This is a genomic window from Pseudomonas vlassakiae (assembly GCF_014269035.2).
Taxonomy (GTDB): Bacteria; Pseudomonadota; Gammaproteobacteria; order Pseudomonadales; family Pseudomonadaceae; genus Aquipseudomonas; species Aquipseudomonas vlassakiae.
In genome coordinates this window covers 185,155-211,329 of sequence record NZ_JABWRP020000003.1, presented here as the reverse complement: position 1 = coordinate 211,329, position 26,175 = coordinate 185,155, and the positions used below count along the sequence as shown (strand labels likewise).

Here is a 26,175-nt window from a genome sequence, read left to right as displayed (position 1 = left end):
GCTTTGCAGCCCCATTCACCTTTTCCAGGCCTTACGCAATTTCAATAAAGCCTCGGCAATCTGCCCTTCAGGTACCGCCGCAAACCCCAACACCAGCCCTGCCCGCTTATCCACAGGCACCTCGCTGTCCTCAAGCCAGTAACTGCTCAGCGGATTCACCTCCACCCCCACCGCTTCAGCCCTGGCCACCAACGCCTGCTCCCGCGCAACGTCATCCACATCCACCTTCACATGCAGCCCCGCCGCCACCTCGGGCATCGCACCAAGCCCGGGTACATCCAACGGCCACCCGGCCTTGAGCACATTGCGCCGGCTCAGCGCCGCCTTGCGCATGCGCCGGATATGGCGCTGGAAGTGCCCTTGAGCCATGAATTCGGCCATCACGCACTGGGTGCCCACCTCGGAATGCCGCACTGCCAGCGCCCGGCCCTGGCTGAACGCCTGCACCAGCGCTGGCGGCAGCACCATATACCCCAGGCGCAGAGCCGGGAAGGCGATCTTGCCGAAGGTACCGACGTACAGCACCCGCCCCTGGCGGTCGAGCGCTGCCAGCGGGGTCAACGGTGCGCCGCTGTAGCGGTACTCGCCGTCGTAGTCATCCTCGATGATCCAGCCATCGTTGCGCTCGGCCCAGGCCAGCAAAGCCAGGCGCCGGGGCAGGCTCATGGTCACGCCGGTCGGGTACTGGTGCGCCGGGGTGACATAGGCCAGTCGACAATCCTCCAATTGCTCCAGGCGCTGGCAGTCCAGGCCATCCTCGTCCACCGGTACCCCGGCCACCTTGGCGCCGGCCACGGCAAAAGCATGCCCGGCGGCTCGATATCCCGGGTTTTCCACAGCCACGCGGTCGCCCGACTGCAACAACAACTGTGCACAAAGGCTGATGGCCTGTTGCGCACCACTGGTGATCACAATTTGTTCAGCCGAGCAGGAGAGACCGCGCGAACGGCGCAGATAGGCGGCTATCAGCTCGCGAAGTACCGGTTCACCTGCGGGGTCACCATAACCCAGCTTCGCATGCGACGGATTACGCCAGAAACCCGCCTGCAGCTTGGCCCACACGTCAAACGGGAACAAATCGAATGCCGGAATGCCGACGCGAAATGCCCTGGGTGCGCCGCTTCTGGGCGGCGCTAGATGGTTATTTTTCAGCCGTCCCAACGGCTCGCTGAAACGCTGGCTGCTGGATAAATCCTCAGTATCATTCAGGCAAAATGTGGATAAGTCTGTTGATAAGCCTTGGGATAAGCCTGTGGACAGTTGTGTGGATAGTTTTGGCAGGTGGCTAACATACGTGCCATCCCCTGTCCGGCTTTCAATGTAGCCCTCGGCATACAACTGGTCATAGGCACGCACCACGCTGTTGCGCGACAGCGCCAGCACGCTCGCCAGCTCACGCGTAGCCGGCAACCGGGTACCGCTGCTCAGACGACCATCCAGCACCCGTGCCCGCAAGGCCTCGTAGAGCTGCTGACTGAGCCCGCGGCGGCGATCGAGCACGATACCGGCAGGATCGAAAGGCAGTAGGAAGGGACGCTCGCTCATGGCATTGGACCTACCAAAACAGTCATTAATGGCTCTTACCCAGAGCCAATAGCCTGCCTAGGATGGAGCCATTCAACAAGGACCCTGCGCATGTACAACAGCAAACCCCATCAGGAACATGACCTTGAGCGCTTGCACCAGCACATGCGCAACACCCGCCTGGCCGTGCTGGTCAGCCACGGTGAACAGGGCCTGCTGGCCACACACTTGCCAGTTTTGCTCGACACCGACGAGGGCGAGTTCGGCTGCGTTTATGCCCACCTGGCGCGGGCTAACCGCCAATGGCAGGACGTGGCGCAGGGTGCCGAAGCACTCCTGGTGTTCCCAGGTGCCGACGCCTACGTAAGCCCCAGCTATTACCCGAGCAAGGCCGAAAACCCCAAGGTGGTGCCGACCTGGAACTACCTTGCCGTGCATGCTTACGGCACTGCGCAAGTGATCCACGAAGCCGCACCGTTGCTACAGATCGTCAGCCGCCTGACCGATCTTCACGAACAAGGCCGCAGCACACCCTGGAAAGTCGCCGACGCCCCCACCGACTATCTGGAGGGCATGCTCCGCGCCATTGTCGGCATTCGCCTGCCCATTGCCCGCCTGCAAGGCGCGCGCAAGCTCAGCCAGAACCGCTCGGCCGAGGATATCGCCGGCGTGCGCGAAGGCCTGGGTGCGAGCCCGGATTACCTGGACAACCAACTTGCGGCGCACATGCGCCAACTCTGAAGGAAAAGCCCAATGCCCAGCGTTACCCTGCGCCCCGTCAGCGCACAAGACCACGCCGCCTGGCTCGAACTGTGGCAAGCCTACCTGCGCTTCTACCAGACCGAACTGGCAGAAGAAGTAAGCCTCAGCACCTGGCAACGCCTGCTCGACCCTAACGAGCCAACCCATTCGACCCTGGCCTGGGTCGATGGCAAGGCCGTGGGCATGGTCAACTTCATCTACCATCGTTCCAACTGGAGCATCGAGAACGCCTGCTACCTGCAGGACCTCTACGTCGACAGCGGCCAGCGCGGCCTCGGTATCGGCCGCCAGCTGATCGAGCACGTGTACGCCACGGCCAAGGCCGCCGGCTGCATCAAGGTGCACTGGCTGACCCACGAAACCAACGCCACCGCCATCAGCCTGTACCAACAGGTTGCCGAGCGCCCGGGCTTCATCCAATTCCGCAAAGGGTTGTAGGCCACATGACTGACGCACTGAACTGGAAACCCGCTGCAGCGCCCAAGGCCGAGCCCATCGACGGCCGCTTCATCCGCCTGGAGAAACTCGACCCGGCGCGTCACGGCGACGACCTCTGGGCCGCCCTGCAAGGCCCGGGTTCCGACCCGGTGCTGTGGGACTACCTGCCCTACGGCCCGTTCACCGAGCGCGCTGCCTTCGACCGCTGGCTGCAAGGCAATGCCGCCGGCCACGACCCGCTGTATTACAGCGTGATCGACCGCGCCAGCGGCCAGGCCCAAGGCGTACTGACCCTGATGTCGATCGTGCCCGACCACGGCCGAATCGAGATTGGCCACATCGCCTTCGGCGCCCCCATGCAGCGCACGCCCAAGAGCACCGAGGCCGTCTACCTGCTGGGCAAATTGAGCTTCGAGCTGGGCAACCGGAGGCTGGAGTGGAAGTGCAACAACGCCAACGCCCGCTCCAAGCGTGCGGCGGAGCGGTTCGGCTTCACGTTCGAAGGGGTGTTCCGCAAGCACCTGGTGGTGAAGGACCATAACCGGGATACGGCTTGGTATTCGATTACCGATGATGAGTGGCCGCAGATCGCGGCGGGGTTCGAGCGCTGGTTGAGCGCAGAAAATCAGAGGCCGGAAGGCCAGATTGATACATTGGAGGCTTGCCGCAATAAATGAGGTAGTTGTTTTCTACCTCCGATGTCCGAGGGCTCAACGTCACGAATATGCAATTTATTGCACATTGAAGGCTAGATAGCGGACCTTATCTGCAATTTAATGCATATCACGGTACTTTCGTTATCGGCGTGAAGGCCGATAGGCGCCAGTCTTGAGATTTGAGTGGGGCGTAAACCAAGCGCCGCGCGGGCGGCGCTCGATCTCACCGAAGCTAAAAATGCTGTGGCGAACCATAAAAAAGGGGAGCACCCGCTCCCCAGAGGTAAACCGCTTGTAGATGAAGGCTTATCTCAGCCTTCGATCTCGATCAGGATCTCGCCCGGCGTCACGCGATCACCCTTGGCCACGTGGATGGCCACGACCTTGCCGGCGATGGCCGCCTGCACTTCGGTCTCCATCTTCATCGCTTCGGTGATCAGCACGGCCTGGCCGGCCTTGACCACGTCGCCTTCCTTGACCAGCACATCGACGATGTTGCCCGGCATGGTGGTGCTGACGTGGCCCGGCGCACTGGCCTGCTTGCGCTTGCTGCTGCCACCGCCGACAAACTCGTTGAGCGGCTCGAACACCACTTCTTCCGGCATGCCGTCGATCGACAGGTAGAAGTGACGCTTGCCTTCGGCCTTGACGCCCACGCCGGTGATGTCGACGCGGTAGGTCTCCCCGTGGACGTCGATGACGAACTCGGTCGGCACCCCTTCACCGCCATGGGACGCCACGGCACCGGCCTCAGGAATCGGCAGCAGGGCTTCGGGGGTCAGGGTGCCGGCTTCACGTTCCTCGAGGAACTTGCGACCGATGTCCGGGAACATGGCGTAGGTCAGCACGTCTTCTTCGCAACGGGCCAAGGCACCGATATCGCTGCGCAGCTTGGCCATCTCTGGCTTGAGCAGGTCTGCCGGGCGCACGTCGATGATTTCTTCGTTACCGATGGCCTGACGGCGCAGTTGCTCGTTGATCACGCCCGGCGCCTTGCCGTAACCGCCTTGCAGGTACAACTTCACCTCGTTGGTGATGGTCTTGTAGCGCTCACCGGCCAGCACGTTGAAGAATGCCTGAGTACCGACGATCTGCGAGGTCGGCGTCACCAGCGGTGGGAAGCCGAGGTCTTCACGCACCCGCGGGATCTCTGCCAGCACTTCGTTCATGCGGCTGAGCGCGCCCTGCTCCTTGAGCTGGTTGGCCAGGTTGGAAATCATCCCGCCCGGCACCTGGTTGACCTGCACGCGGGTGTCCACGGCGGTGAACTCGCTCTCGAACTGATGGTATTTCTTGCGCACCGCGTAGAAGTACAGGCCGATTTCCTGCAGCAGCTCCAGGTCAAGGCCGGTGTCGAACTCGCTGCCCTTGAGCGCGGCGACCATCGACTCGGTGCCGGGATGGCTGGTGCCCCAGGCAAAGCTGGAGATCGCGGTATCGATGTGATCGGCACCGTTTTCCACGGCCTTGAGCTGGCACATGGCGGCCAGGCCGGCGGTGTCGTGGGAATGGATGAACACCGGCAGCGACTGCTCGGCCTTCAGCGCCCTGACCAGCTCACCGGTGGCGAACGGTGTCAGCAGGCCGGCCATGTCCTTGATCGCAACCGAGTCGCAACCCATGGCTTCCATCTGCTTGGCCTGGGCGACGAAGGCGTCGATGGTGTGCACGGGGCTGACGGTGTAGGCGATGGTGCCCTGCGCGTGCTTGCCGGCAGCCTTCACCGCTTCGATGGCCACGCGCAGGTTACGCACGTCGTTCATGGCGTCGAAGATGCGGAAAACATCGATGCCGTTGACCGCAGCCTTGGCGACGAAGGCCTTGACCACATCGTCGCTGTAGTGACGGTAGCCCAGCAGGTTCTGGCCGCGCAGGAGCATTTGCAGGCGAGTGTTGGGCAGGGCCGCACGCAGTTTGCGCAGGCGCTCCCACGGGTCTTCCTTGAGGAAGCGCACGCAGGCGTCGAAGGTGGCGCCACCCCAGACTTCCAGCGACCAGTAGCCGACCTTGTCGAGCTTGTCACAGATCGGCAGCATGTCTTCGGTACGCATACGGGTAGCCAGCAGAGACTGGTGGGCGTCGCGCAGGATCGTGTCGGTTACGTGAATTTTCTTGGACATTATGGGGATTCCTCACAGGCCTGCGTGGGCGGCGATGGCGGCGGCGATGGCCAGGGCCAGCTCTTCGGGTTTGCGCTTGATCGAATAGTTGGTCAGTTCCGGGTGGCTTTCGACGAAGCTGGTATTGAACTGGCCGCTACGGAACTCCGGATTGCGCAGGATTTCCTGGTAGTACGCGGCCGTGGTCTTCACCCCTTGCACGCGCATGTCATCCAGGGCCCGCAGGCCGCGGTCCATGGCTTCTTCCCAGGTCAACGCCCAGACCACCAGCTTCAGGCACATGGAGTCGTAGAACGGCGGAATGGTATAGCCGGTGTAGATCGCCGTGTCGGTGCGCACGCCCGGGCCACCCGGGGCGTAGTAGCGGGTGATCTTGCCGAAGCTGGGCAGGAAGTTGTTCTTCGGGTCTTCGGCGTTGATGCGGAACTGCAACGCGTAGCCACGGTGCTGGATGTCTTCCTGTTTCACCGACAGCGGCAGGCCCGAAGCGATGCGGATCTGCTCGCGGACAATGTCGATACCGGTGATTTCCTCGGTGATGGTGTGCTCCACCTGCACCCGGGTGTTCATCTCCATGAAGTACACCTCGCCATCGGCGAGCAGGAACTCCACGGTACCGGCGTTCTCATAGTTCACTGCTTTGGCCGCACGCACCGCCAGGTCGCCGATGTAGGCGCGCTGCTCAGGGGTGAGCTGTGGGCTCGGGGCGATTTCGATCAACTTCTGGTTGCGGCGCTGGATCGAGCAGTCACGCTCGAACAGGTGCACGACGTTGCCGAAGCTGTCGCCGAGGATCTGCGCCTCGATGTGCTTGGGGTTGACGATGCATTTTTCCAGAAACACTTCGGCCGAACCGAAGGCCTTGGTGGCTTCGGAAATCACCCGTGGGAAGTTCTGTTCCAGCTCTTCACGGCTGTTGCAGCGGCGGATACCACGGCCGCCACCGCCAGAAGTGGCCTTGAGCATCACCGGGTAACCGATACGGTCACCTTCGCTCAGGGCTTCATGAATATCGGCGACGTTGCCTTCGGTGCCGGGGGTTACCGGTACACCGGCCTGGATCATGGTGCGACGCGCTTCGGTCTTGTCGCCCATGCGGCGGATGACGTCGGCGGCCGGGCCGATGAACTTGATCCCGCGCTCGGCGCAGATCTCTGCCAGTTCGGCGTTTTCCGAGAGGAAACCGTAACCCGGGTGCAGGGCATCACAGCCGGTTTCCACAGCCAGGTTGACCAGCTTGCGCGGGTTCAGGTAACCGGCCAGTGGCTCGGCGCCAATGCTGTAGGCCTCGTCGGCGCGCTTGACATGCAAGGCGTGGCGGTCGGCGTCGGAATAGATCGCGACAGAGCGAATGCCCATCTCGGCGCAGGCACGCACGATCCGAACTGCGATTTCACCCCGGTTGGCGATCAGGATTTTTTTTATCACTGGAGTCTTCCCAAAGCCGTAGGAACAGACGATCCGGTTGTACCGGTCGGCGCGTGACCAGAGGTTGCTGGCCAGTCGCACATTCACCCTAGCGCCGAAGGTCGATAAACAAAAATCAATATTTGTTAGGGGCTGTATTAGCAAAAGCTTATAGTTCGGTAACAAGGTATTGCCGAAGAGCTAATAAAAATGCGTAAGTCCTTGATGCGTATGACATTGCGCCAATTGCAGATCTTCAATGAGGTATGCGATTTGCGCTCCTACAGCCGCGCGGCGGAAGAGATGGCACTGACGCAACCCGCCGTTAGTCTACAGATCCGCCAGCTCGAAGAGCTAATCGGCCAACCGCTGTTCGAGTACGTCGGCAAGAAGCTTTACCTGACCGAAGCCGCCGAGGCCCTGCAACGGGCCAGCCGCGACATTTTCGGGCGGCTGGAAAGCCTCGACATGCAGCTATCGGACATGCAGGGCTCACTGCAGGGGCAGCTGAAACTGGCGATCGAGTCCAGTGCCAAGTACTTCGTGCCACACCTGTTCGCCGCCTTCAAGCAGCGTCACCCGGAGGTCAACCTCACCCTCACGGTGGTCAACCGTGCCCAGGCGATCCGGCGCCTTTCCGACAACCGCGACGACCTGATCATCATGTCGATGGTGCCGCAGGACATGGGGTTGGAGTTTCTGCCGTTTCTGAATAACCCGATCATTGCCGTGGCCCCGCCGGAACACCCGCTGTGCAAGCTCGAGCACCTGCGCTTGCAAGACCTGGAGCCTCATACTCTGCTGGTCCGCGAACAGGGTTCGGGGACCCGCAAGGCTTGCGAAGAGTACTTCAAGGACAAGCGCGTGCACTTCACCCAGACCCTGGAAGTCGCGTCAGCCGATGCCCAGCGCGAATGCGTGATCGCCGGCCTGGGCATTGCCCTGTTGACCCGCCATGCCGTAAACCTGGAGCTGGCCACGGGGGTACTCAGGGAGCTGCCGGTCGAGGAGTTGCCGCTGTACCGCAGCTGGTGTGTGGTGCAGGCCAAGGCCAAGCGACAGTCGCCGGTGGCCTTGGCGTTTCTGGCGTTCATCCGTAGCGAACGTGCACTGATCAGCGCACTGGTTGAGCGCTTTTCGGGAAAGTTGCCGCCGATGCCTGCCACACCGTGAGCGCTTGCAGCTCGGGATAGTCGGCAAGATCGCGTAGCAGTTGACGTTGGTCGCAATAGCTCTCGATTGCGCGGCGGTATTCCATGCGGCGCTGATCTTTTTCCTGCTGCTTGCGAGCCTTGGCGCTGGGTTGATACGTACCGTCGAAGTCACGAGCCATTGCCTGTCTCCCAGATAGGATGCGGGAGTTTCAGACTGGCCCTGAAGGTTTACGGTTTGGCTGTGGATCGGTGACAAAACAGTGAAATCTGCTTTGCCCGTACAGGCCGCTATCAGTCGTCGGTAGCCTTGATCGACTTGGGCGACAAACGCAGGCTGCGCAAGCTGCGTTTCACGCTCTTGAGGTGATTGACCAGGCTTGGTCCACGGGCCATCGCCACGCCCATGGCCAGCACGTCGATCACCACCAGGTGAGCGATACGCGAGGTCAGCGGGGTGTAGATTTCGGTATCTTCATGGACATCGATCGCCAGGTTGACCGTCGACAGCTCCGCCAGGGGCGTCGCGCTTGGGCACAACGTGATCAGGTTGGCACCACTTTCACGCACCAGATTGGCGGTGATCAGCAGGTCCTTGGAACGCCCCGACTGGGAGATGCACACCGCCACGTCACCCGGTTTCAACGTCACCGCCGACATGGCCTGCATGTGCGGGTCGGAGTAGGCCGCGGCGCTGAGCAGCAGGCGGAAGAACTTGTGCTGGGCGTCGGCGGCTACTGCGCCGGACGCACCAAAGCCATAGAACTCCACGCGTTGTGCCTGAGCCATGGCACTCACGGCCTGCTGCAAGGCCTGTGGGTCCAGGTGCTCTCGGACTTCCATCAGCGTGTGCAGAGTGGTGTCGAAGATCTTCAGGCTGTAATCGGCAACCGAGTCGTCTTCATGAATCGCGAACTGGCCGAAACTGGCGCCCGCCGCCAGACTCTGGGCCAGCTTGAGCTTGAGATCCTGGAAGCCCGAACAACCGATCGCCCGGCAGAAGCGCACAATGGTCGGCTCACTGATACCCACGCTGTGCGCCAGGTCGGCCATGGAACTGTGCATCACGGCAGCCGGGTCGAGCAGCACGTGGTCGGCCACTTTGAGTTCCGATTTGCGCAGCAAGTGGCGCGATTGGGCGATATGTTGCAACAGATTCACGGGCTGGACTCGGTTATGATCGGCTGGCCGGGATGTAGCTTTCTTGTAGTTATACTACATGGAGGCCAACCCGCCCAGTTAAACGAACGTGGAGAGTGGTGGTTTGACTATTCCTTGCGACATTCTGGTGTTCGGTGGCACCGGTGACCTGGCCCTGCACAAACTGCTGCCGGCGCTGTATCACCTGTATCGCGAGGCACGCCTGAACAACGCGGTGCGCATCATCGCCCTCGCCCGCCGCCACATAACCCGTAATGAGTACCTCAAGCTCGCCGAACGCCATTGCCGGGCGCAGATCGCCCGCCACGATTTCGACGAGGATGTGTGGCAACGCTTCTCCGCCCGCCTCGACTACTTCCCCATGGATGCGGCGCAAAGCGCTGATTTTGGCCGCCTGGCCCGCTATCTCGGCGAGCCTGGAGGGCTGACCCGCATCTACTACCTGGCCACTGCACCCAACCTGTTCGTACCCATCGCCAACCACCTGCGGATTGCCGGGCTGGCCGACAGCGAAGCGCGCATCGTGCTGGAGAAACCGATCGGCCATTCACTGGCCTCGGCCACTGCGATCAACGAAGCGATCGGCGCGGTATTCGACGAATCGCAGGTGTTTCGCATCGACCACTACCTGGGCAAGGAAACCGTGCAGAACCTGATGGCCCTGCGCTTCGCCAATGCCTTGCTGGAGCCGGTGTGGCGCAACGGCCAGGTCGACCATGTGCAGATCAGTGTCTGCGAAACCCTCGGTGTGGAAAACCGTGGCGGTTACTACGACCGCGCCGGGGCGACCCGCGACATGCTGCAGAATCACCTGCTGCAGCTGTTGTGCCTGGTGGCCATGGAGCCACCGGCGCAGTTCGAGGCCGAAGCTGTCCGCGACGAGAAAGTGAAGATCCTGCGCGCACTCAAGCCGATCACCGGCCAGGACGTGCAGGACAAGACCGTGCGCGGCCAGTACGGTGCCGGCCATATCGGCGGGCAGGAAGTACCGGCCTACTATTTCGAGAAAGACGTCGACAATGATACCGACACCGAAACCTTCGTCGCCGTGCACGCGCACATCGACAACTGGCGCTGGGCTGGCGTGCCTTTCTACCTGCGGACCGGCAAGCGCATGGCGCGGCGTTCGTCGCAGATCGTCATTCAGTTCAAACCGGTGCCCCACGAGCTGTTCATTGGCGGCCAGGTCAATCAGCTGCTGATCCAGCTGCAGCCGGAGGAGCGCATCAGCCTGCGGATGATGACCAAAAGCCCCGGCAAGGGCATGCGCCTGGAACCGGTCGACCTGGACCTGAACCTTGCCCAGGTATTTGGCCAGACGCGCCGTTGGGACGCCTACGAACGGTTGTTGCTGGACGTTCTGGAAGGCGATTCGACCTTGTTCATGCGCCGCGACGAAGTGGAAGCCGCCTGGGCCTGGGTCGACCCGATCATCAAGGGTTGGGAAGAGCACTTCCAGGCGCCCCGCCATTATGCTGCCGGCACCAATGGGCCGGAACAGGCCAACAGCCTGCTGGCCAGGCATGGCAGGCACTGGCATGGCTGATGGTGCGCTCAATGCCCCCAGGGACGGGCAATCATCTCCCTGAACTCAGGCTCCGGGATGGGCCTGCTGATCAGGTAGCCCTGGGCTTCATCACAGCCGTGCTCACGCAGGAAAGCCAACTGTTCCGCCGTTTCCACCCCTTCTGCCACTACCTTCAGGCCCAGGCTTCTGGACAGGGTGATGATCGCTCGGGTTATGGCGGCATCCTGGCTACCCTCGGACAAGCCACGGATGAATGCCTGGTCGATCTTCACGTAGTCCACCGGCAGGCGCTTGAGGTAACTCAATGATGAATAGCCGGTGCCAAAATCGTCGATGGCCAGCTTCACGCCCAGTGCACGCAATTGCCCGAAGGTCGAGATGATATGTTCGACGCTGTCCAGCAGCTGGCTTTCGGTAAGCTCCAGCTCCAGCTGATGCGGCGCCAACCCGGTTTCCTCAAGCACCTGACGCACCAGGCTGACCAGCTTGCCCTGACGCAACTGATAGACCGACAGGTTGACCGAAACCCGCACCTCCAGCCCTTGCTTGAGCCACTCGCGCGCTTGCCTGCAGGCATGGCGAAGCACCAGTTCACCGATCGGAGCAATCAGACCGGTTTCTTCGGCCAAACCGATGAATTCAGCTGGCGGCACCATGCCCCACTGCGGATGCGGCCAGCGCACCAGTGCCTCGGCGGCATGCAGGCGGCCACTGCGCAGGCACAGTTTGGGCTGGTAATAGACCCTCAGTTGTTCTTCATCGATGGCCTTGCGCAACTGGTTCTCTAGTTGCAGGCGCTCGAGGGTACTGGCACGCAGGCTCTCGGTATAGAACTGGAAGTTGTCGCCGCCCAGATGCTTGGCATGCTGCTTGGCCATGTCTGCCTGGCTGATCAACGAATCGGCATCGAGCGTGGCGTCGGACAGCACACTGATACCCACCGAAGCGCTGACCACCACCTCATGCCCATCGAGCCGCTGCGGTTTGCGCAACTTGTTCAGCAAGCGGGTGGTTACCCGCACCAGGCTCGACAGGTTGCTGTACCCATCGAACAGCACGGCAAACTCATCGCCAGATAGCCGCGCCACGGTATCCGCCTCGGGAACGGTGCTGACAATGCGCCGGGCAATCTTGTGAATCAGCTGATCGGCCAGTTCATGACCCAGGCTTTCGTTCAGCAGCTTGAAACGGTCCAGATCGACATGCAGCAGGGCAAGGCTGCGGCCGTTGCTGCGTACCCGTTGCGCGGCTTCTTGCAGGCGCAGCCGGAACAATGAGCGGTTGGCCAGTCCGCTCAGTTCGTCGTAGTGCGCCAGATAGCGCAGGCGCTCCTCGGATGCCCGACGTGCCGACAGGTCGGTAAAGAAGCCGACCACCTGGCTCAATTGGCCCTGTGGGTCGCGCACAGCCGTCAGCTGCAAGCGTTGCGGGTGCAGCTCGCCGTGCTTGCGCGCCTCTACCAGTTCACCCTCCCAGCCGCCTCGCTGCGCCAGCGCCGACTCGATGGCCTGGCTGTGCCGGCGCGCATCGCTGTGGCATGGCAGGTCGAACAGCTCGCGCGCCAATAGCTCGGAGCGGTTGTAGCCGGTCATCTGGCAGTAAGCCTGATTCACTGCCAGCACCACGAAATCGGCACTGAGAATCGCCACGCCCTCGTTGCAGGCTTCAAACACCGTGGCAGCAAGGCGCTGCTGCTCTTCGAGCACCTTCTGCGCCGAGACCCGTTGCAGGTCCTGATTCAACGCCTGATTCTGGAACCGCCGCAGGAGGCTGCGGTCAAGCAGGCGGTTGACCTGCCAGGCTACCACCAGCAGCGCCGCCAGCAGGATCAGCCCGAGCCAGCCCCAACCACGCTGCTGTCCGGCGCCGAAACAGAACAGGAACAGGATGGGCGGCACCAGGCAGGGCAAGGCAAAGCTGAGAAAGGCCGGCAAGCTCACTGCATAGGCAATGCTCGCGCTCAAGGTGGCCATCCCCAGCAGCCCGAACACCCAGGCCTGCTGCACGAAGTTGTCGTCCGGCACCAGCGCAATCGCGGCACAGGCCAAGGTCAAGCCACTGAACGCCGAGCCGAGCAAGAACATGCGGCGCCAGCCGGGGTTGGCCTGGCGCTGCGCCGTGGCTGCATCGAACGCCGCAACCTGGATCACTCGAAGGGCCACCAGCGCCAGCAGCCATACCAGCCAGACGCCCACCAGCAGATAACGTCCAGGGCTCCACACCAGCCAGGCGCACAGCAAACCGGTAAGCAGCATGAACACTGTGGGCAGCAGTGAGCCTTGATACAACAGGCGGGTTCGCTCAACGGACAGCTGAGTGGCGAACTGCCTGCGCACGTTCCTTGTCATCTCCAGCGATACTCCGATCGCCGTGCAGTCCTGAGTCATAGCGCGGGTTCTTGTACTGTTCTTATTATGGTTGGCGTTGAACGAGCTGCGATCTTACACAAACCGCTGATTTGGCCAAACTGCTCCGTGGCTTCTTTCGCCAGGTCGTACCGGGCAAGCACTGGCCTGCTGACTGTAGTGGATGCACAACCCGATGAGCGACAGGGCGAGAGGTGAATATTCATACAGTAGATGTTTGCCCCTTGACCGGCCTGCCCCTAGAATGGCCGGATGCACACAGATGACCTCTCCCTCCTGCTCAATTCCCTCAACGATGCCCAGCGCCAGGCCGTCGCCGCCACGCTTGGGCGTCAGCTGGTGCTTGCTGGCGCCGGTTCCGGTAAAACCCGCGTGCTGGTGCACCGCATCGCCTGGCTGATCCAGGTCGAGCAGGCCTCGCCGCACTCGATCCTGTCGGTGACCTTCACTAACAAGGCTGCCGCCGAAATGCGCCAGCGGATCGAGCAGTTGCTGGGTATCAACCCGGCCGGCATGTGGGTGGGTACCTTCCACGGCCTGGCGCACCGCTTGCTGCGGGCGCACTGGCAGGAAGCACGCCTGGTGCAGAACTTCCAGATCCTCGACAGCGATGATCAGCAGCGGCTGATCAAGCGCGTCATGCGTGAACTCGGCCTGGACGAGCAAAAATGGCCGGCGCGCCAAGCCCAGTGGTTCATCAATGGGCAGAAGGACGAGGGCCTGCGCCCACACCACATCCAGGCCAGCGGCGACCTGTTCCTGCAGACCATGCGGGATGTATACAGCGCCTACGAACAGGCCTGTGAGCGCGCCGGGGTCATCGACTTCTCCGAATTGCTGCTGCGCGCCCTCGACCTGTGGCGCGACCACCCAGGCTTGCTGGAACATTACCAGCGGCGCTTCCGCCACCTGCTGGTGGACGAATTCCAGGACACCAACGCCGTGCAGTACGCCTGGCTGCGCCTGCTGGCGGGCAAGAACGGTGGCAGCCTGATGGCGGTGGGCGACGACGACCAGTCGATCTATGGCTGGCGCGGCGCCAAGATCGAGAACATTCACCAGTACACGGCCGACTTCCCTGACGCCGAGATGATTCGTCTGGAGCAGAACTACCGCTCGACCGGCGGCATCCTGAAGGCTGCCAACGCGCTGATCGCCAACAACAGCGGGCGCCTGGGCAAGGAGCTGTGGACCGACATGGGCGAAGGCGAGCCGCTGACGCTGTACGCCGCCTATAACGAACACGATGAAGCGCGCTATGTGGTCGAGACCATCGAGAGCCTGATCAAGCAAGGCAGCGCGCGCAGCGATATCGCCATCCTGTATCGCTCCAACGCCCAGTCGCGGGTGCTGGAAGAAGCCCTGCTGCGCGAACGCATCCCTTACCGCATCTACGGTGGCCAGCGCTTCTTCGAACGTGCCGAAATCAAGAATGCGATGGCCTACCTGCGCCTGATCGAAGGCCGCGGCAACGATGCGGCACTGGAGCGGGTGATCAACGTGCCGCCCCGTGGCATTGGCGAGAAAACCGTCGAAGCCATTCGCGAACATGCACGCCACAGCCAGCTGTCCATGTGGGAAGCCATGTGCCAGCTGTTGGCCGCCAAGGCGCTGAAAGGCCGCGCCGCCTCTGCCCTGGGAGCCTTTATCGAGTTGATCGAAGGCCTCGCCAGCAAGGTCGCGGACATGCCGCTGCACACCATGACCCAGACGGCCATCGAGCAGTCTGGCCTGATCATCTATCACCAGGAAGAAAAGGGTGAAAAGGGCCAGGCACGGGTAGAAAACCTTGAAGAACTGGTCAGCGCCGCGCGCAACTTCGAAACCAGCGAAGACGACGCCGGCCTGTCGCCGCTGTCGGCCTTCCTTGGCCATGCCTCACTGGAGGCTGGCGATGCCCAGGCGGACGAGCACGAAGACAGTATCCAGTTGATGACGCTGCATAGCGCCAAGGGCCTGGAGTTCCCCTACGTATTCCTGGTGGGCATGGAAGAAGGCCTGTTCCCTCACAAGATGAGCCTGGAAGAACCCGGCCGCCTGGAAGAGGAGCGCCGCCTGGCCTACGTGGGCATCACCCGCGCCATGCGCCAGCTGATCATGACCTATGCCGAGACTCGCCGTCTTTATGGCAGCGAGACCTACAACAAGGTGTCTCGTTTCGTACGCGAGATTCCGAGCGGCCTTGTTCAGGAAGTACGCTTGTCCAACAGCGTCAGCAGGCCGTTCGGCGGCTCGACGAGCACCAGCAGCAACCTGTTTGCCAATGCGGCCATTCCACAGACCGCCTTCAGCCTGGGCCAGCGAGTGCAGCACGCGGTGTTTGGCGAAGGGGTGATCCTCAATTTCGAGGGGTCCGGTGCCCAGGCGCGCGTGCAGGTAAACTTTGCCGAAGGCAGCAAATGGCTCATGCTGGGGTACGCCAAGCTCGAGGCCATCTGAAACCTGTGGGAGCGGCCTTGCGTCGCGAAAGGGCTGCAAAGCAGCCCCAACAAATTATGCATCTGCGCTGAAATCCTGGGGCTGCTTCGCAGCCCTTTCGCGACGCAAGGCCGCTCCCACAAAGACCGAGTCGCCCAACCACGACCTGAGCGGCCTGTAACATTCAGGCAAAAGCTGGAAACATCTTGTCGCTGGTCATGTGCACAGGAACCTGTGCACCATGACGCGCGTGCAATCCACAACAGGGGAAATCCCATTTATGCAACGTTTTCTTAGCATCGTACTGGCGCTTTGCGTCGGCCTGACGCTGAGCCTGGACGCCAACGCCAAGCGTTTTGGCGGCGGCAAGAGCTCGGGCGCCGCACCTATCCACCAGACCCGCCAGGCTACGCCAACCACGCCTGCTGCCGCGCCGACCGCTCCAGGCCGCGCCCCGGCCGCCGCCAGCGGTGCTTCGCGCTGGCTGGGCCCACTGGCCGGCCTCGCCGCTGGTGGCCTGTTGGCTTCCATGTTCATGGGTGACGGCTTCCAGGGCCTGCAGATCATGGACTTCCTGATCATGGGTCTGATCGCCTTCCTGGTGTTCCGCTTCATTGCCGCGCGCCGTCGCCAGCAGCAGCCGCACATGGCCGCTCCGGGCCATGCGCCGTTCCAGCGTGAAGCCCATGGTCAGCAGCCAGCCCAACCGTCGATCTTCGGTGGGTCGGCCGCCCCTGCCGCCGCATCCGCTCCGGTGATCAACGCACCGGCCTGGTTCAACGAGCAGAGCTTCCTGGCCGCAGCCCGCAGCCACTTCCAGTCGCTGCAGCAGCACTGGGATGCCAACGAGATGGACAAGATCGCCGAGTTCGTCACCCCGCAGATGCTTGAATTCCTCAAGCGCGAGCGCGCCGACCTGGGCGATGGCTTCCAGTCCACCTACATCGATGACCTCGATGTACAGCTGGACGGTGTCGATGATCGCGCCGACCGCACCGACGCCACACTGACCTTCCGTGGCGTGTCGAAGACCTCGCGCTTCGACCAGGGCGAAGCCTTCAACGAAAGCTGGCACATGGTTCGCGCCCATGGCGAGAACCAGCCTTGGCTGGTCGCCGGTATCCGTCAAAACGGTTAACCGCCGCACGTTGCACAAAAAACCCCGGGCCTGCCTCGGGGTTTTTGCTTTTGCCAGAGCAGACTACTAGGGTATAACGCGCAGCGTTGTCATCAAGGTCAGAGGATGTAAACCGTGGAAGAAGTGATCGAACAACTCCGTGAAGCCAATGAACCGGTGCCGGTGCCGCTGGAGCTTCCCGATGAAGACCAACTGGTCGAGATCGAGGAGCAGCTGTTCATCAACATTCCGTTCGTATTCAAGGAGTTTTTGCTGACGGTCAGCGATGTCGTGTACGGCTCGCTGGAACCGGTGACCTGCACCGACCCGCATTCGCACACCTACCTGCCTGATGTCGCTGCCAACGCCTGGGATGCCGGTGTGCCGCGCGACCTGATCCCGCTGTGCCAGGATGGCGAAAATTACTACTGCGTCGAGGAAGATGGCACCGTGGTGCTGTGGGATGGCGACGAAGAAGCCGTCGCCGAGGAGAGCTGGGAATCGGTATGGCACTGGGCACGGGATGTATGGCTGGAGAGCTGACATCGTCAGCTGCACCAATCCTTCAGGAGCGGCCTCGCTGCTTCGATTCGATGCTGAACGCCAGGGCCGCTTTGCGGCCCGTTTGCGACACATGGGCGCTCCTGCCTGGGCACGCCCTCAGTGCGAATGATCGCGGCTGTTCTCCAGCGTCTCCAGCAGGGCGATCTGCATCCGCGAATGCACGCGGATGAACCAGCGCCACAACAACGACACCACCACTGCCGCTACCACGGCGATCACCAGCAACAGCTCGCTGGTCGGCAGAATGCTCGCCGACAACGCCGACAGCAGCAGGAAGATCACCAGCAGCGACAGCAGCGGAATCACCTCGGCAACCACACGACGCACGCGCTGGGTTTGCCGCCCGGCCATTTCCGGTTTTACCCCCATCTCTGCCAACAGCATCGACAATGCCTTGAGCTTGCGATACGCAGCAATCAGGAACGGCAGCGACAGCAGTAATGCCGCCCCCCAGATCAACGCCTTCTGCTGGCTGACATCCGTGACCCATTCGTTCAACCAATTGCCGATGCGCCCGGCGAAGTAACCACCGCTGAAGAAGATCGCGATCACCAGCGCCAGGTTGACGCCCACCTGCAGCAGGATGCGCCGGATCATCGCCGCCAGCATGGCGCTTTCGCCTTGCGGCTGAATGTTGCGCAGCCATTCCCCATACAGTGACAGGACCCGCGCCAGGCGCCTTGGCACGACTTTGCCAAGCTTCAATGACAGCGGATCGGCAGCGCGGATCAGGTAAGGCGTCAGCAACGTGGTGATGGCAGAAACCGCCACGGCCACCGGGTAAAGGAAATCGCTGGTGACCTGCAGGGTCATCCCCAGCGCCGCGATGATGAAGGAGAATTCGCCAATCTGCGAAAGGCCCATGCCCACCCGTAGCGAAGTACGGCCATCGTTACCGGCGATGAAGGCGCCCATACCGCAAGACAGCATCTTGCCCAGTACCACCGCCAGGGTGATCACCACGATCGGCCAGGCATAGTCGACCAGCACCTGGGGGTCGATCATCAGGCCGATGGCGACAAAGAAAATTGCGCTGAACAGGTCGCGTACGGGCTCGATCAGGCGTTCGATCTTCAGCAACTGGCGTGACTCGGCCATGATCGCACCGATCAGGAAGGCCCCCAGCACCATGCTGTATTCCAGCTTGACCACCAGCAGGCAGAAACCGAAGCACAGGCCAAGCACTGTGATCAGCAACATCTCGTTGCTTTCGAACTTCGCCACGTAGGCCAGTAGTCGCGGCACCAGAAGGATGCCGATGACCAGTGCGACGATCATGAACAACGACAGCTTGCCCACTGTCGAGAACACCTCGCCTGAGCTGACTGTGCCACTGACGGCAATGCCGGACAGCAAGGCGATGATGCCGATACCGAGGATGTCCTCGACGATCAGCACGCCAAATATCAGCTGGGCGAAACGCTCGTTCTTCATCTTCAGGTCATTCAGCGCCTTGACGATGATGGTGGTCGAGGAAATTGCCAGGATCGCGCCCAGGAACAGCGAGTCCATGGTATTCCAGCCGAACCAGCGGCCGATCTCGAAACCGATCCAGATCATCAGGACGATTTCCAGGAATGCCGCGATGAAGGCCGTGGCGCCGACCTTGAAGAGCTTGCGCAGGCTGAACTCCAGGCCCAGGCAGAACATGAGGAAAATGACCCCCAGCTCGGCCAGGGTCTTGATCGTGTCTTCATCGTGGATCAGGCCGAACGGCGGTGTGTGCGGGCCGATGATGAAGCCGGCGACGATGTAGCCCAGCACCACGGGCTGCTTGAGGCGATGAAACAGAATCGTCACCACACCGGCGACCAGCATGATAACTGCCAGGTCCTGGATGAAGCTGATGGCATGCATGGCGCGATACTCCTTGTCGACTTTGCTGGATGCCTGGGCAGACCGCTCCTCTGCCAAGGCACAGCCGAGCGAGCAGCAAGTACATACTGTATTGAATGCAAGAACGCCCACGTTGCGTGGGCGTAGTCAGGTTAACATCGCACCCTGCCGCAAAAAGGCGGTGCAATATGTAGAAACAGATCGGCCGATCAGCCGCCTCTGATGACGTAATTGGCGTGACCATGGAGCGTCCGGCAACGTCCCGTAAATCAGGAAGGCAAACCTTCTAGAGGGGAACCCAGAAGTGTCAGCAGATACCCGCCCCGATTCAGCGCAACCTCACCGTGAGCACACTATGGAACCTGGAAACGCCCAGCTGAGCATGACCGTCCTGATGACCCCGGACATGGCCAACTTTTCTGGCAACGTACACGGCGGCACGTTGCTCAAGTACCTCGACGAAGTGGCCTATGCCTGTGCCAGTCGCTACGCCGGCAGCTACGTGGTGACCCTGTCGGTCGACCAGGTGATCTTCCGCGAGCCGGTACACGTTGGCGAGCTGGTGACATTCCTCGCCTCGGTCAACTACACCGGCAACACCTCGATGGAAGTGGGGATCAAGGTGGTCACCGAGAACATCCGCGAGCGCTCGGTACGTCACTCCAATAGCTGCTTCTTCACCATGGTCGCGGTCGATGACAACCGTCGCCCGGTACCCGTGCCGCCCCGCCAGCCGCACTCCAGCGAAGAGAAGCGCCGCTTCCTGCAGGGCCAGCAGCGCCGCCAGATCCGCCAGGAACTGGAAAAGCGCTACCAGGACCTGAAAACCGACTCGATCTAGATTGCCAGGCGCTGCGCCTCGAAGCGCACACGCGGATGGGCGATGCGATCCTGGGCCCGCACCAGCTGCAGTTCATAGCTGGCGCAGGCCTGGGTTTCCAGCAGCACCTCGTGCACGGCCGCAGCGGTGAACTCAAAGGCCTGCTGCCAACTGTCGCCCAACAGCACGCGGGCCAGGAACAACCCCGAAGTCAGGTCGCCCACGCCGACCGGTTGCCGAGGGAACGCCAGCAGGGGGCGACGCAGGTGCCAGCTTGCTTCGCGGGTCACCAGCAACATCTCGAACATGTCCTCAGCCCGCCCCGGATACGACAGGTGCTTGACCAGCAGCACTCGCGGGCCACGTTCGAGCAGGCTGCGCGCCATGCTCACACAGTCCTCGAGCGATTGCGCCCGACGGCCGCAGAAGCTGTCCAGCTCCAGCTGGTTGGGGCACAGGATATCCGCCTTGGCCGCCGCTTCATCGAGCAGGAACTCGCTGACCTCCTGCGGAACGATACACCCCTTCTCCGCATGGCCCATGACTGGATCACACAGGTACAGCGCCTTCGGATTTACAGCCTTGATGCGATCGACGCCCGCCAGGATCGCCCGGCCCTGCTCGGCGCTGCCCAGATAGCCAGACAGCACGGCGTCGCAGTGGCCCAATTCGCCGATGTTGGAAATACCTTGCACCAACGCAGGAATTTGCGCAGGAGCGAGCACTTCGCCCGCCCACTGGCCATACTGAGTGTGATTGGAAAACTGTACGGTATTGAGGGGCCAGACATTGACTCCGATACGCTGCATGGGGAACACCGCAGCGCTGTTGCCGGCGTGGCCGAATACCACGTGGGACTGGATGGCGAGGAGGTGCGGGGTACGTTTCATGCGGGAGGATTCCAAAGCTGTTTCAAGGATTGTGCAGCGCGCAGTATGGACTCGATTGCCACCTGTACGACAGGCCAGGGACGCAGTTAAGCTGGTTTGACCTGTTTGGAGCATACGTAAATGTTGACCCTGGAGAATCTCTTCGTCCTGATGTTGCTGGCCACGGCAGGCGCTTGGTTATGGCACAACCACGGGCTGCGCGAGAAGGCCCTGGAGCGGGTCAAACAGCATTGTGCCAAGCTCGACCTGGAGCTGCTGGATGACGCCGTTGCGCTCAAACGCATCGCGTTCATCCGCGATGCAAACGGCAAGAAGCGCCTGGCCCGCGTCTATGCCTTCGAGTTCACCGTGACCGGTGAACAACGCCACCCTGGAACCGTGACCCAGTTCGGCGCCCACAGCGCCCAGATCGAACTGGCCCCCTACCCATTCGAGATCAAGACGCCACCACGGGCTGACAATGTGATCGAGATGCAGCAGTGGCGTCAGGAGCACAATCGCTGGCGCAACTGACCCTCAGATCAGGCTATCTGCCAGAGCCTTTCGTAACAGCGGCTCTGGCTGCACCTGTTCGAAGATCAGCTCGATGCGCGAGTCCTTGCGCCATTCGCTCGGCTGCCACTGCGCCAATTCACCATTGAGCCCATTGAATGACTGCCATCCCTCCGCACTGTGGATAACTCCCTTGGCACGCCGCCAGGGCCAGGCCGAAAGAAACGCCTGTAAACGTTGGGGTTCGAATCGCTGACTGGGGTGCCAGCGCCAGCCGATGCTCCATCCTCCCTCTCCCTCCTGGGCTGCACAAATCGGCAAGGAAGGATCTATCCACAGGGCTGAAGGGGTTGTGGATAGGCTTGTCTCGGGCACATCATCAACCAAACCGACATTCATTGAATGTGTGGATGAAACAGGCAGCATTTCGAGCTCGACCAGCCCCTGCTGGGTCCAAAGGGTGCGAATATGGGAAAAATTACTGTTTATCAACAGCTTGGAATTTTCATCCACAGCATCGGCCTTGTTCAGCACAACCAGCGATGCCGCTTGCAAGGCCTGTTGCTGAGCGTTTGCTAACGGCTCACCGAGGGCCAGTGCCTGAGCATCCAGCACTATCACCAACGGCTGCACTGCCAGCACCCCAACCCAAGGTGCCTGCTGCAATTGATTCAACAACTGCACAGGATGACCAAGCCCGGAAGGCTCGATAAACAAGCGGTCAGGCCGAGACTTGCGCAGCAGGCGGCCGAGGCCAACCTGGAACGGTGTACCGTTCACGCAACACAGGCAGCCGCCGGCCACCTCGCCGATGGCAATCCCATCCTCGTCGCGACTGAGCAACGCCGCATCAAGGCCGACCAGGCCAAACTCGTTGACCAGCACGGCCCAGCGTTCGTTTGCCGGGCGCTGGGCCATCAGCTGGCGGATGAGGCTGGTCTTGCCCGCCCCCAAGGGACCGGCGATGACGTGGGTGGGAATGTTCTGCAGCATGCCAGGCCTTCTACGCGGAATTCACTCCACTATGACCCGTCAGGCCAGCCAGTCAAGGCTGAGCAGCAGACGCCGCTGGTCACTGGCTGGCGAGCGGTGGATAAGTCCGCCGCCTTCATTGCCCAGCCATTTCTCTCCTTTGACAACTGCCACCTCACCTGCCTGCAGGGCGCGAATGTTATCCACAGGTGCCGCAGCCAAATGCAGACCGACTCGCTCTATTGCGCCTTCTTCCAGCCATTCACTGCCAGGGCCGACGTACGTGGTGAGCAAGCGCAAGGGCACGTTATCCACATGGAAGCGCGGGCACATGGCACCTTGCAGCACCCGCAGCCGCAGCCCCACCCGCCGCGCCCCGACCAGGCAAGTGTAGGCCGATACCAGCCACGTCACATCAGCCACAAACCCCTCGTAGCCATGCAGGTCGGCAGCCTCCTGCAGTAAGCCAGGCAATTGCGGCGGCTCGTGCTCGTTCACATCGAGTACGCGCTGGTCAGCCAGGGACTGACCGAGGCTGACCACCAAGGTGGCAAAATCTTCGACCTGCGCAGGCAAACGGCGCTGCCAGACAGCCAGGTTAACGCCATCTTCGAAGATTTCGGTGAGCACCTTGGGTGCCTCACCGAAGGCCTGGCGGATAACCCGCGGGCGCAACGCCAGGTTCATGCTGCTTCCTCGGCCTGCCAGGGACCGAACGGATCAGGCAGGCGCAGCCAGGCCATCGGCCCGAGTGCCATTTCCTCATCGCTCAGCAGGCAGGCGTCCAGCTCTGTGGATAACTGCACGAAGTCGATGTTCTGCCCGATGAATACCAACTCCTGGCGGCAGTCACCGGTTTCAGCGTGCCAGTGCTTGAGAATATCCGCCGTGCTCTGCTCATCCTGCGGCCAATGCTCGCGGGGAACAAAACGCCACCAGCGCCCGGCCAGGCCATGACGCATCATGCCGCCCGCCTGCGACCAGCTACCGGCTTCCTGGAACTTGCTGGCCAGCCAGAAAAACCCTTTGGAGCGCAGCAATCGGCCGTTGCTCCAGGTCTTGTGGATAAAGTCAAAGAAGCGTTGTGGGTGCAGGGGACGACGGGCTTCCCAGGTACTCGCCGCGATACCGTACTCCTCGGTTTCCGGTATGTGCTCGCCGCGCAGTTCTTGCAGCCAGCCTGGTGCCTGCGCTGCCAGGTCGAAGTCGAATAGCCCGGTATCGAGAATCCGCGCCAGCGGCACTTGGCCCATGACCATCGGCACGATCTGCGCGCGGGCATTGAGGCTTCGCAGAATGGCGGTGAGTTCTTCGCGCTCGTGCTGGCTGATCAGGTCGATCTTGCTCAGCAGCAGCACGTCGGCGAACTCGACCTGTTCGATCAACAGGTCGCTGATGGAGCGCTCATCGTCTTCACCCAGCGTCTCGCCGCGGCTGGCCAGGCTGTCGGCTTGCTGGTAATCGCGCATGAAGTTCAGGCCATCGACCACGGTGACCATGGTATCCAGGCGCGCCATGTCGGACAGGCTACGGCCTTGCTCATCGCGGAAGGTGAAGGTCTCGGCAACCGGCAGCGGCTCCGAGATACCGGTGGACTCGATCAGCAGATAGTCAAAACGGCCTTCCTCGGCCAGTCGCGCGACCTCCTCCAACAGGTCTTCACGCAAGGTGCAGCAGATGCAGCCGTTGCTCATTTCAACCAGTTTTTCTTCCGCGCGGTTGAGGCTGACGTTGCGCTGCACTTCGCTGGCGTCGATGTTGATCTCACTCATGTCGTTGACGATGACCGCGACCCGAAGATTGTCGCGGTTACGCAGTACATGGTTGAGCAAGGTGCTCTTGCCGGCACCCAGGAAGCCGGACAGCACGGTGACAGGGAGGCGGTTGGACATGGTGAACCCTCTTCAGGCGGACGCACTCGAAACGATGCATTGCATAATGTTATAAAGTAACAATACAATTTCGCCAAGCCATACTCGTCGCAAACGTATTCCGGAGATGGAAATGAAACTGCCACCTGCGGCCCTGTTGCTGCTGCTCCTGACGCCTGTGCCCGCCCTGGCATTGGCCTCAGGTAGTTCGCTGGCGCTGTGCACCCGAAGCGCAACGCTGCTCGCCTGCCAGGACGGCAATGGCAGTTACTACAGCGTGCGCACTGAAGGCAGCCATTTCTACCTGCGCGGCTTCGACACGACGACACGTCGTCTCTGGTCGCAGACCAACAGCCGCTATGGCGCACTGACGTTGTTTACCGGTTTGGCCAGCGATGGCGAAGCCTGGTTCGGCTACAGCCGACGGGTTGGCTGGACCACGTTGAATCGCGTGTCCAGCTCCAGCGGCCAGCGTTTCAATCTGCATTGCAGCCTGGTCGGCGGATGTCGCTGACCCTAATTCTGGTAAAACCCCATGACTAGCCTGATGCTCCCGGACATTGCCTCCCAGCCCCAAGCACACGCCACCCCGCTTGATTGGGTCGGCATGCACGGTATCGCCGTACCTATCCAGTTAGACGGTCGTCAGGTGCCGGCCAAGGCCGATGCGGGTGTCAGCCTGGTGGATGGCAATGCCCGAGGCATCCATATGTCTCGCCTATACCTGGCACTGGAATCGCTCGAAGCGCAGCCATTGACGCCCTTGGCCATTCGCCGTCTTCTCGCAGACTTTCTCACCAGTCACGAGGGACTTTCCCACGCGGCTTATCTCAGCCTGGATTTCCAGCACATGCTCAAGAGGCCCGCCTTGGTCAGCCCATTGGCGGGTTGGAAGCGCTACGCAGTCAGCCTCGAAGCGAAGATTGCAGATGAAATGTTCCACGTGGAACTATCCGTTCGTGTGCCTTATTCCTCAACGTGCCCCTGCTCGGCAGCCCTTGCAAGGCAACTGATTCAACAGCAGTTCGAGGCTGACTTCGCCGGGCAGCACCTCGAGCGCAGCGCGGTACTGGAATGGTTGGGCACCAGCCAAGGCATCGTCGCGACACCCCATAGCCAGCGTAGCCAGGCGATCGTCAGCGTGCGCCTGCAAGACAAACTGGCGTTGCTGCCCATCACTGAATTGATAGACCGGATTGAGGCTAGCCTGGGTACGGCTGTGCAAACTGCGGTAAAGCGTGCAGACGAACAAGCGTTCGCCTTGGCCAACGGGCAGAACCTCATGTTCTGTGAAGACGCCGCTCGGCGACTGCACCAGTCGCTGCAGCAGTTGGAATGGGCGACGGCCTTCAAGCTGCGCGTGGAACATGCAGAGAGCCTGCATGCCCACGATGCGGTAGCCAGCAGCCAGTGGCGGTGGTGAGGCTCAGGTGCGAGGTTTGACTGTTCCACAGTCGTTGCCGAGCCATACGGCGCGGGTATTCATGCTGCCCTGCTGCTGAACGCCCGAGGCATTGAAGGTGCCATTGACCTGAGTAGTGAACTCTTTGTCACTGAGGAAAGTCGCCTGGCCAGTCCCCTGTGCCTTCGGGCAACTGAACTGAAACTTCCAGACATTACCCGTGCGGTCGGTGATCTTCTGAGTGCATCCAGACTTGGGATCCTGCAGGGGGATATCGTTGGTCTGCACCTGTTCACGCGTCAGACACGAGCGCACGCCATTGCCGCCAATCGTAACGCCCTGCTTGGCCAATACCCCTTCCATCATGGCCCGCTGTTCAGGGGGCAGATTCTTCAATTGCCCGAGCATGAACTGCATATCGGGTAATGGCTTGCCATCGACCTGCATGTTGCTGGTGGTCAATTCCCACAAACCAGGTTGCAACATCTGCGCATTTACCAGTGGGCTGCTCAGGCCCAAGGCCAGGGCCAACAGTGGCAGACGAATCTTCATGTACGGACGCTCCTCGTAAAGCCGGCCAACGGGCCGGGCTCAGCCTTAGACGCCAAATCCGCTTTCAGGTTGCAAGGCGGAGGTGGAACGTGTTCTGTTATCCGCTGTGTATTCGGCAAGCAGGATGC

The 26,175-nt window shown here is 61.5% G+C and carries 24 protein-coding genes; 12 read left to right on the top strand and 12 right to left on the bottom strand.

Annotated elements, in window-relative coordinates; all coding sequences use genetic code 11:
* Nucleotides 1-15: 15 nt before the first annotated feature.
* On the bottom strand, nt 16-1,545 hold the full coding sequence (gene pdxR, locus HU738_RS05240) for a MocR-like pyridoxine biosynthesis transcription factor PdxR (protein WP_186601504.1): 1,530 nt from the start codon (nt 1,543-1,545) through the stop codon (nt 16-18).
* A 90-nt stretch (nt 1,546-1,635) separates the two neighbouring features.
* Between pdxR and HU738_RS05235 the strand changes: the two genes are divergently transcribed.
* From HU738_RS05235 to HU738_RS05225, 3 genes are read left to right on the top strand one after another with little or no spacing between them, the layout of a single operon-like run.
* Nucleotides 1,636-2,265, top strand: a complete 630-nt coding sequence (locus HU738_RS05235; RefSeq protein ID WP_186601505.1) for an FMN-binding negative transcriptional regulator — start codon at nt 1,636-1,638, stop codon at nt 2,263-2,265.
* Between the two features lie 12 nt (nt 2,266-2,277).
* A complete protein-coding gene (locus HU738_RS05230; RefSeq protein ID WP_176508528.1) occupies nt 2,278-2,724 on the top strand; it encodes a GNAT family N-acetyltransferase in 447 nt (148 codons plus the stop codon).
* Between the two features lie 5 nt (nt 2,725-2,729).
* On the top strand, nt 2,730-3,401 hold the full coding sequence (locus HU738_RS05225; protein WP_186601506.1) for a GNAT family N-acetyltransferase: 672 nt from the start codon (nt 2,730-2,732) through the stop codon (nt 3,399-3,401).
* Nucleotides 3,402-3,691: 290 nt separating this feature from the next.
* Here HU738_RS05225 and oadA read toward each other — a convergent pair whose 3' ends face one another.
* Together oadA and HU738_RS05215 are read right to left on the bottom strand one after the other, a co-directional pair.
* The gene (gene oadA / locus HU738_RS05220) at nt 3,692-5,500 is read right to left on the bottom strand and encodes a sodium-extruding oxaloacetate decarboxylase subunit alpha (protein ID WP_054884775.1); all 1,809 of its coding nucleotides are present in this window, start codon (nt 5,498-5,500) and stop codon (nt 3,692-3,694) included.
* A gap of 12 nt (nt 5,501-5,512) precedes the next feature.
* Nucleotides 5,513-6,928: an acetyl-CoA carboxylase biotin carboxylase subunit gene (locus HU738_RS05215; RefSeq protein ID WP_054884776.1), complete on the bottom strand. Its 1,416-nt coding sequence runs from the start codon at nt 6,926-6,928 to the stop codon at nt 5,513-5,515.
* A 204-nt stretch (nt 6,929-7,132) separates the two neighbouring features.
* Here HU738_RS05215 and HU738_RS05210 point away from each other — a divergent pair, with 204 nt between their 5' ends.
* On the top strand, nt 7,133-8,080 hold the full coding sequence (locus tag HU738_RS05210) for a LysR family transcriptional regulator (protein WP_176508572.1): 948 nt from the start codon (nt 7,133-7,135) through the stop codon (nt 8,078-8,080).
* Here HU738_RS05210 and HU738_RS05205 read toward each other — a convergent pair.
* Both HU738_RS05205 and hexR read right to left on the bottom strand, forming a co-directional pair.
* Complete coding sequence (locus HU738_RS05205; RefSeq protein WP_099814992.1) at nt 8,022-8,240, bottom strand: PA3496 family putative envelope integrity protein; 219 nt, start codon at nt 8,238-8,240, stop codon at nt 8,022-8,024. The two genes, HU738_RS05210 and HU738_RS05205, sit on opposite strands and share 59 nt — an antisense overlap.
* Nucleotides 8,241-8,352: 112 nt before the next feature.
* Nucleotides 8,353-9,219, bottom strand: coding sequence for a transcriptional regulator HexR (hexR, locus tag HU738_RS05200; RefSeq protein ID WP_027917078.1), 867 nt, complete (start codon nt 9,217-9,219; stop codon nt 8,353-8,355).
* Between the two features lie 103 nt (nt 9,220-9,322).
* On the opposite strand from hexR, the gene zwf reads away from it, so the two are divergent.
* Entirely contained in the window at nt 9,323-10,765 is a 1,443-nt protein-coding gene (gene zwf / locus HU738_RS05195; RefSeq protein WP_186601507.1) for a glucose-6-phosphate dehydrogenase, read from the top strand.
* 8 nt (nt 10,766-10,773) lie between these two features.
* Here zwf and HU738_RS05190 read toward each other — a convergent pair whose 3' ends face one another.
* Nucleotides 10,774-13,134, bottom strand: coding sequence for a putative bifunctional diguanylate cyclase/phosphodiesterase (locus HU738_RS05190; protein WP_186601508.1), 2,361 nt, complete (start codon nt 13,132-13,134; stop codon nt 10,774-10,776).
* Between the two features lie 231 nt (nt 13,135-13,365).
* Here HU738_RS05190 and uvrD point away from each other — a divergent pair, with 231 nt between their 5' ends.
* The 3 genes from uvrD to HU738_RS05175 all read left to right on the top strand — a co-directional run bounded on the left by uvrD (nt 13,366) and on the right by HU738_RS05175 (nt 17,191).
* On the top strand, nt 13,366-15,552 hold the full coding sequence (gene uvrD, locus HU738_RS05185; RefSeq protein ID WP_176508534.1) for a DNA helicase II: 2,187 nt from the start codon (nt 13,366-13,368) through the stop codon (nt 15,550-15,552).
* A gap of 259 nt (nt 15,553-15,811) precedes the next feature.
* Entirely contained in the window at nt 15,812-16,669 is an 858-nt protein-coding gene (locus tag HU738_RS05180; protein ID WP_186601509.1) for a Tim44 domain-containing protein, read from the top strand.
* Nucleotides 16,670-16,783: 114 nt separating this feature from the next.
* A complete protein-coding gene (locus HU738_RS05175; RefSeq protein ID WP_176508535.1) occupies nt 16,784-17,191 on the top strand; it encodes an SMI1/KNR4 family protein in 408 nt (135 codons plus the stop codon).
* Nucleotides 17,192-17,308: 117 nt separating this feature from the next.
* Here HU738_RS05175 and HU738_RS05170 read toward each other — a convergent pair whose 3' ends face one another.
* Nucleotides 17,309-19,069 (bottom strand): cation:proton antiporter, encoded by a 1,761-nt coding sequence (locus HU738_RS05170; RefSeq protein ID WP_186601510.1) that lies wholly within the window; start codon nt 19,067-19,069, stop codon nt 17,309-17,311.
* A 334-nt stretch (nt 19,070-19,403) separates the two neighbouring features.
* Between HU738_RS05170 and HU738_RS05165 the strand changes: the two genes are divergently transcribed.
* Nucleotides 19,404-19,889 (top strand): acyl-CoA thioesterase, encoded by a 486-nt coding sequence (locus HU738_RS05165; protein WP_016394349.1) that lies wholly within the window; start codon nt 19,404-19,406, stop codon nt 19,887-19,889.
* On the opposite strand, the gene pdxY is transcribed toward HU738_RS05165, so the two are convergent.
* A complete protein-coding gene (gene pdxY / locus HU738_RS05160) occupies nt 19,886-20,758 on the bottom strand; it encodes a pyridoxal kinase PdxY (protein ID WP_186601511.1) in 873 nt (290 codons plus the stop codon). The two genes, HU738_RS05165 and pdxY, sit on opposite strands and share 4 nt — an antisense overlap.
* Nucleotides 20,759-20,878: 120 nt before the next feature.
* Here pdxY and HU738_RS05155 point away from each other — a divergent pair, with 120 nt between their 5' ends.
* Nucleotides 20,879-21,271, top strand: a complete 393-nt coding sequence (locus HU738_RS05155) for a DUF3301 domain-containing protein (RefSeq protein WP_054884785.1) — start codon at nt 20,879-20,881, stop codon at nt 21,269-21,271.
* A 3-nt stretch (nt 21,272-21,274) separates the two neighbouring features.
* Here HU738_RS05155 and HU738_RS05150 read toward each other — a convergent pair whose 3' ends face one another.
* From HU738_RS05150 to zigA, 3 genes are read right to left on the bottom strand one after another with little or no spacing between them, the layout of a single operon-like run.
* Nucleotides 21,275-22,243: a CobW family GTP-binding protein gene (locus tag HU738_RS05150; RefSeq protein ID WP_186601512.1), complete on the bottom strand. Its 969-nt coding sequence runs from the start codon at nt 22,241-22,243 to the stop codon at nt 21,275-21,277.
* A gap of 39 nt (nt 22,244-22,282) precedes the next feature.
* Nucleotides 22,283-22,909 (bottom strand): DUF1826 domain-containing protein, encoded by a 627-nt coding sequence (locus tag HU738_RS05145; protein WP_186601513.1) that lies wholly within the window; start codon nt 22,907-22,909, stop codon nt 22,283-22,285.
* Complete coding sequence (gene zigA, locus HU738_RS05140) at nt 22,906-24,114, bottom strand: zinc metallochaperone GTPase ZigA (protein ID WP_186601514.1); 1,209 nt, start codon at nt 24,112-24,114, stop codon at nt 22,906-22,908. The genes HU738_RS05145 and zigA overlap by 4 nt, the downstream gene beginning before the upstream one ends.
* Nucleotides 24,115-24,226: 112 nt before the next feature.
* Here zigA and HU738_RS05135 point away from each other — a divergent pair, with 112 nt between their 5' ends.
* Both HU738_RS05135 and folE2 read left to right on the top strand, forming a co-directional pair.
* The gene (locus HU738_RS05135) at nt 24,227-24,607 is read left to right on the top strand and encodes a glutamine synthetase (RefSeq protein WP_176508541.1); all 381 of its coding nucleotides are present in this window, start codon (nt 24,227-24,229) and stop codon (nt 24,605-24,607) included.
* Between the two features lie 21 nt (nt 24,608-24,628).
* The gene (gene folE2 / locus HU738_RS05130) at nt 24,629-25,516 is read left to right on the top strand and encodes a GTP cyclohydrolase FolE2 (RefSeq protein ID WP_186601515.1); all 888 of its coding nucleotides are present in this window, start codon (nt 24,629-24,631) and stop codon (nt 25,514-25,516) included.
* Between the two features lie 3 nt (nt 25,517-25,519).
* Here folE2 and HU738_RS05125 read toward each other — a convergent pair whose 3' ends face one another.
* The gene (locus HU738_RS05125) at nt 25,520-26,047 is read right to left on the bottom strand and encodes a DUF3617 domain-containing protein (protein ID WP_099814980.1); all 528 of its coding nucleotides are present in this window, start codon (nt 26,045-26,047) and stop codon (nt 25,520-25,522) included.
* Between the last annotated feature and the right edge of the window lie 128 nt (nt 26,048-26,175).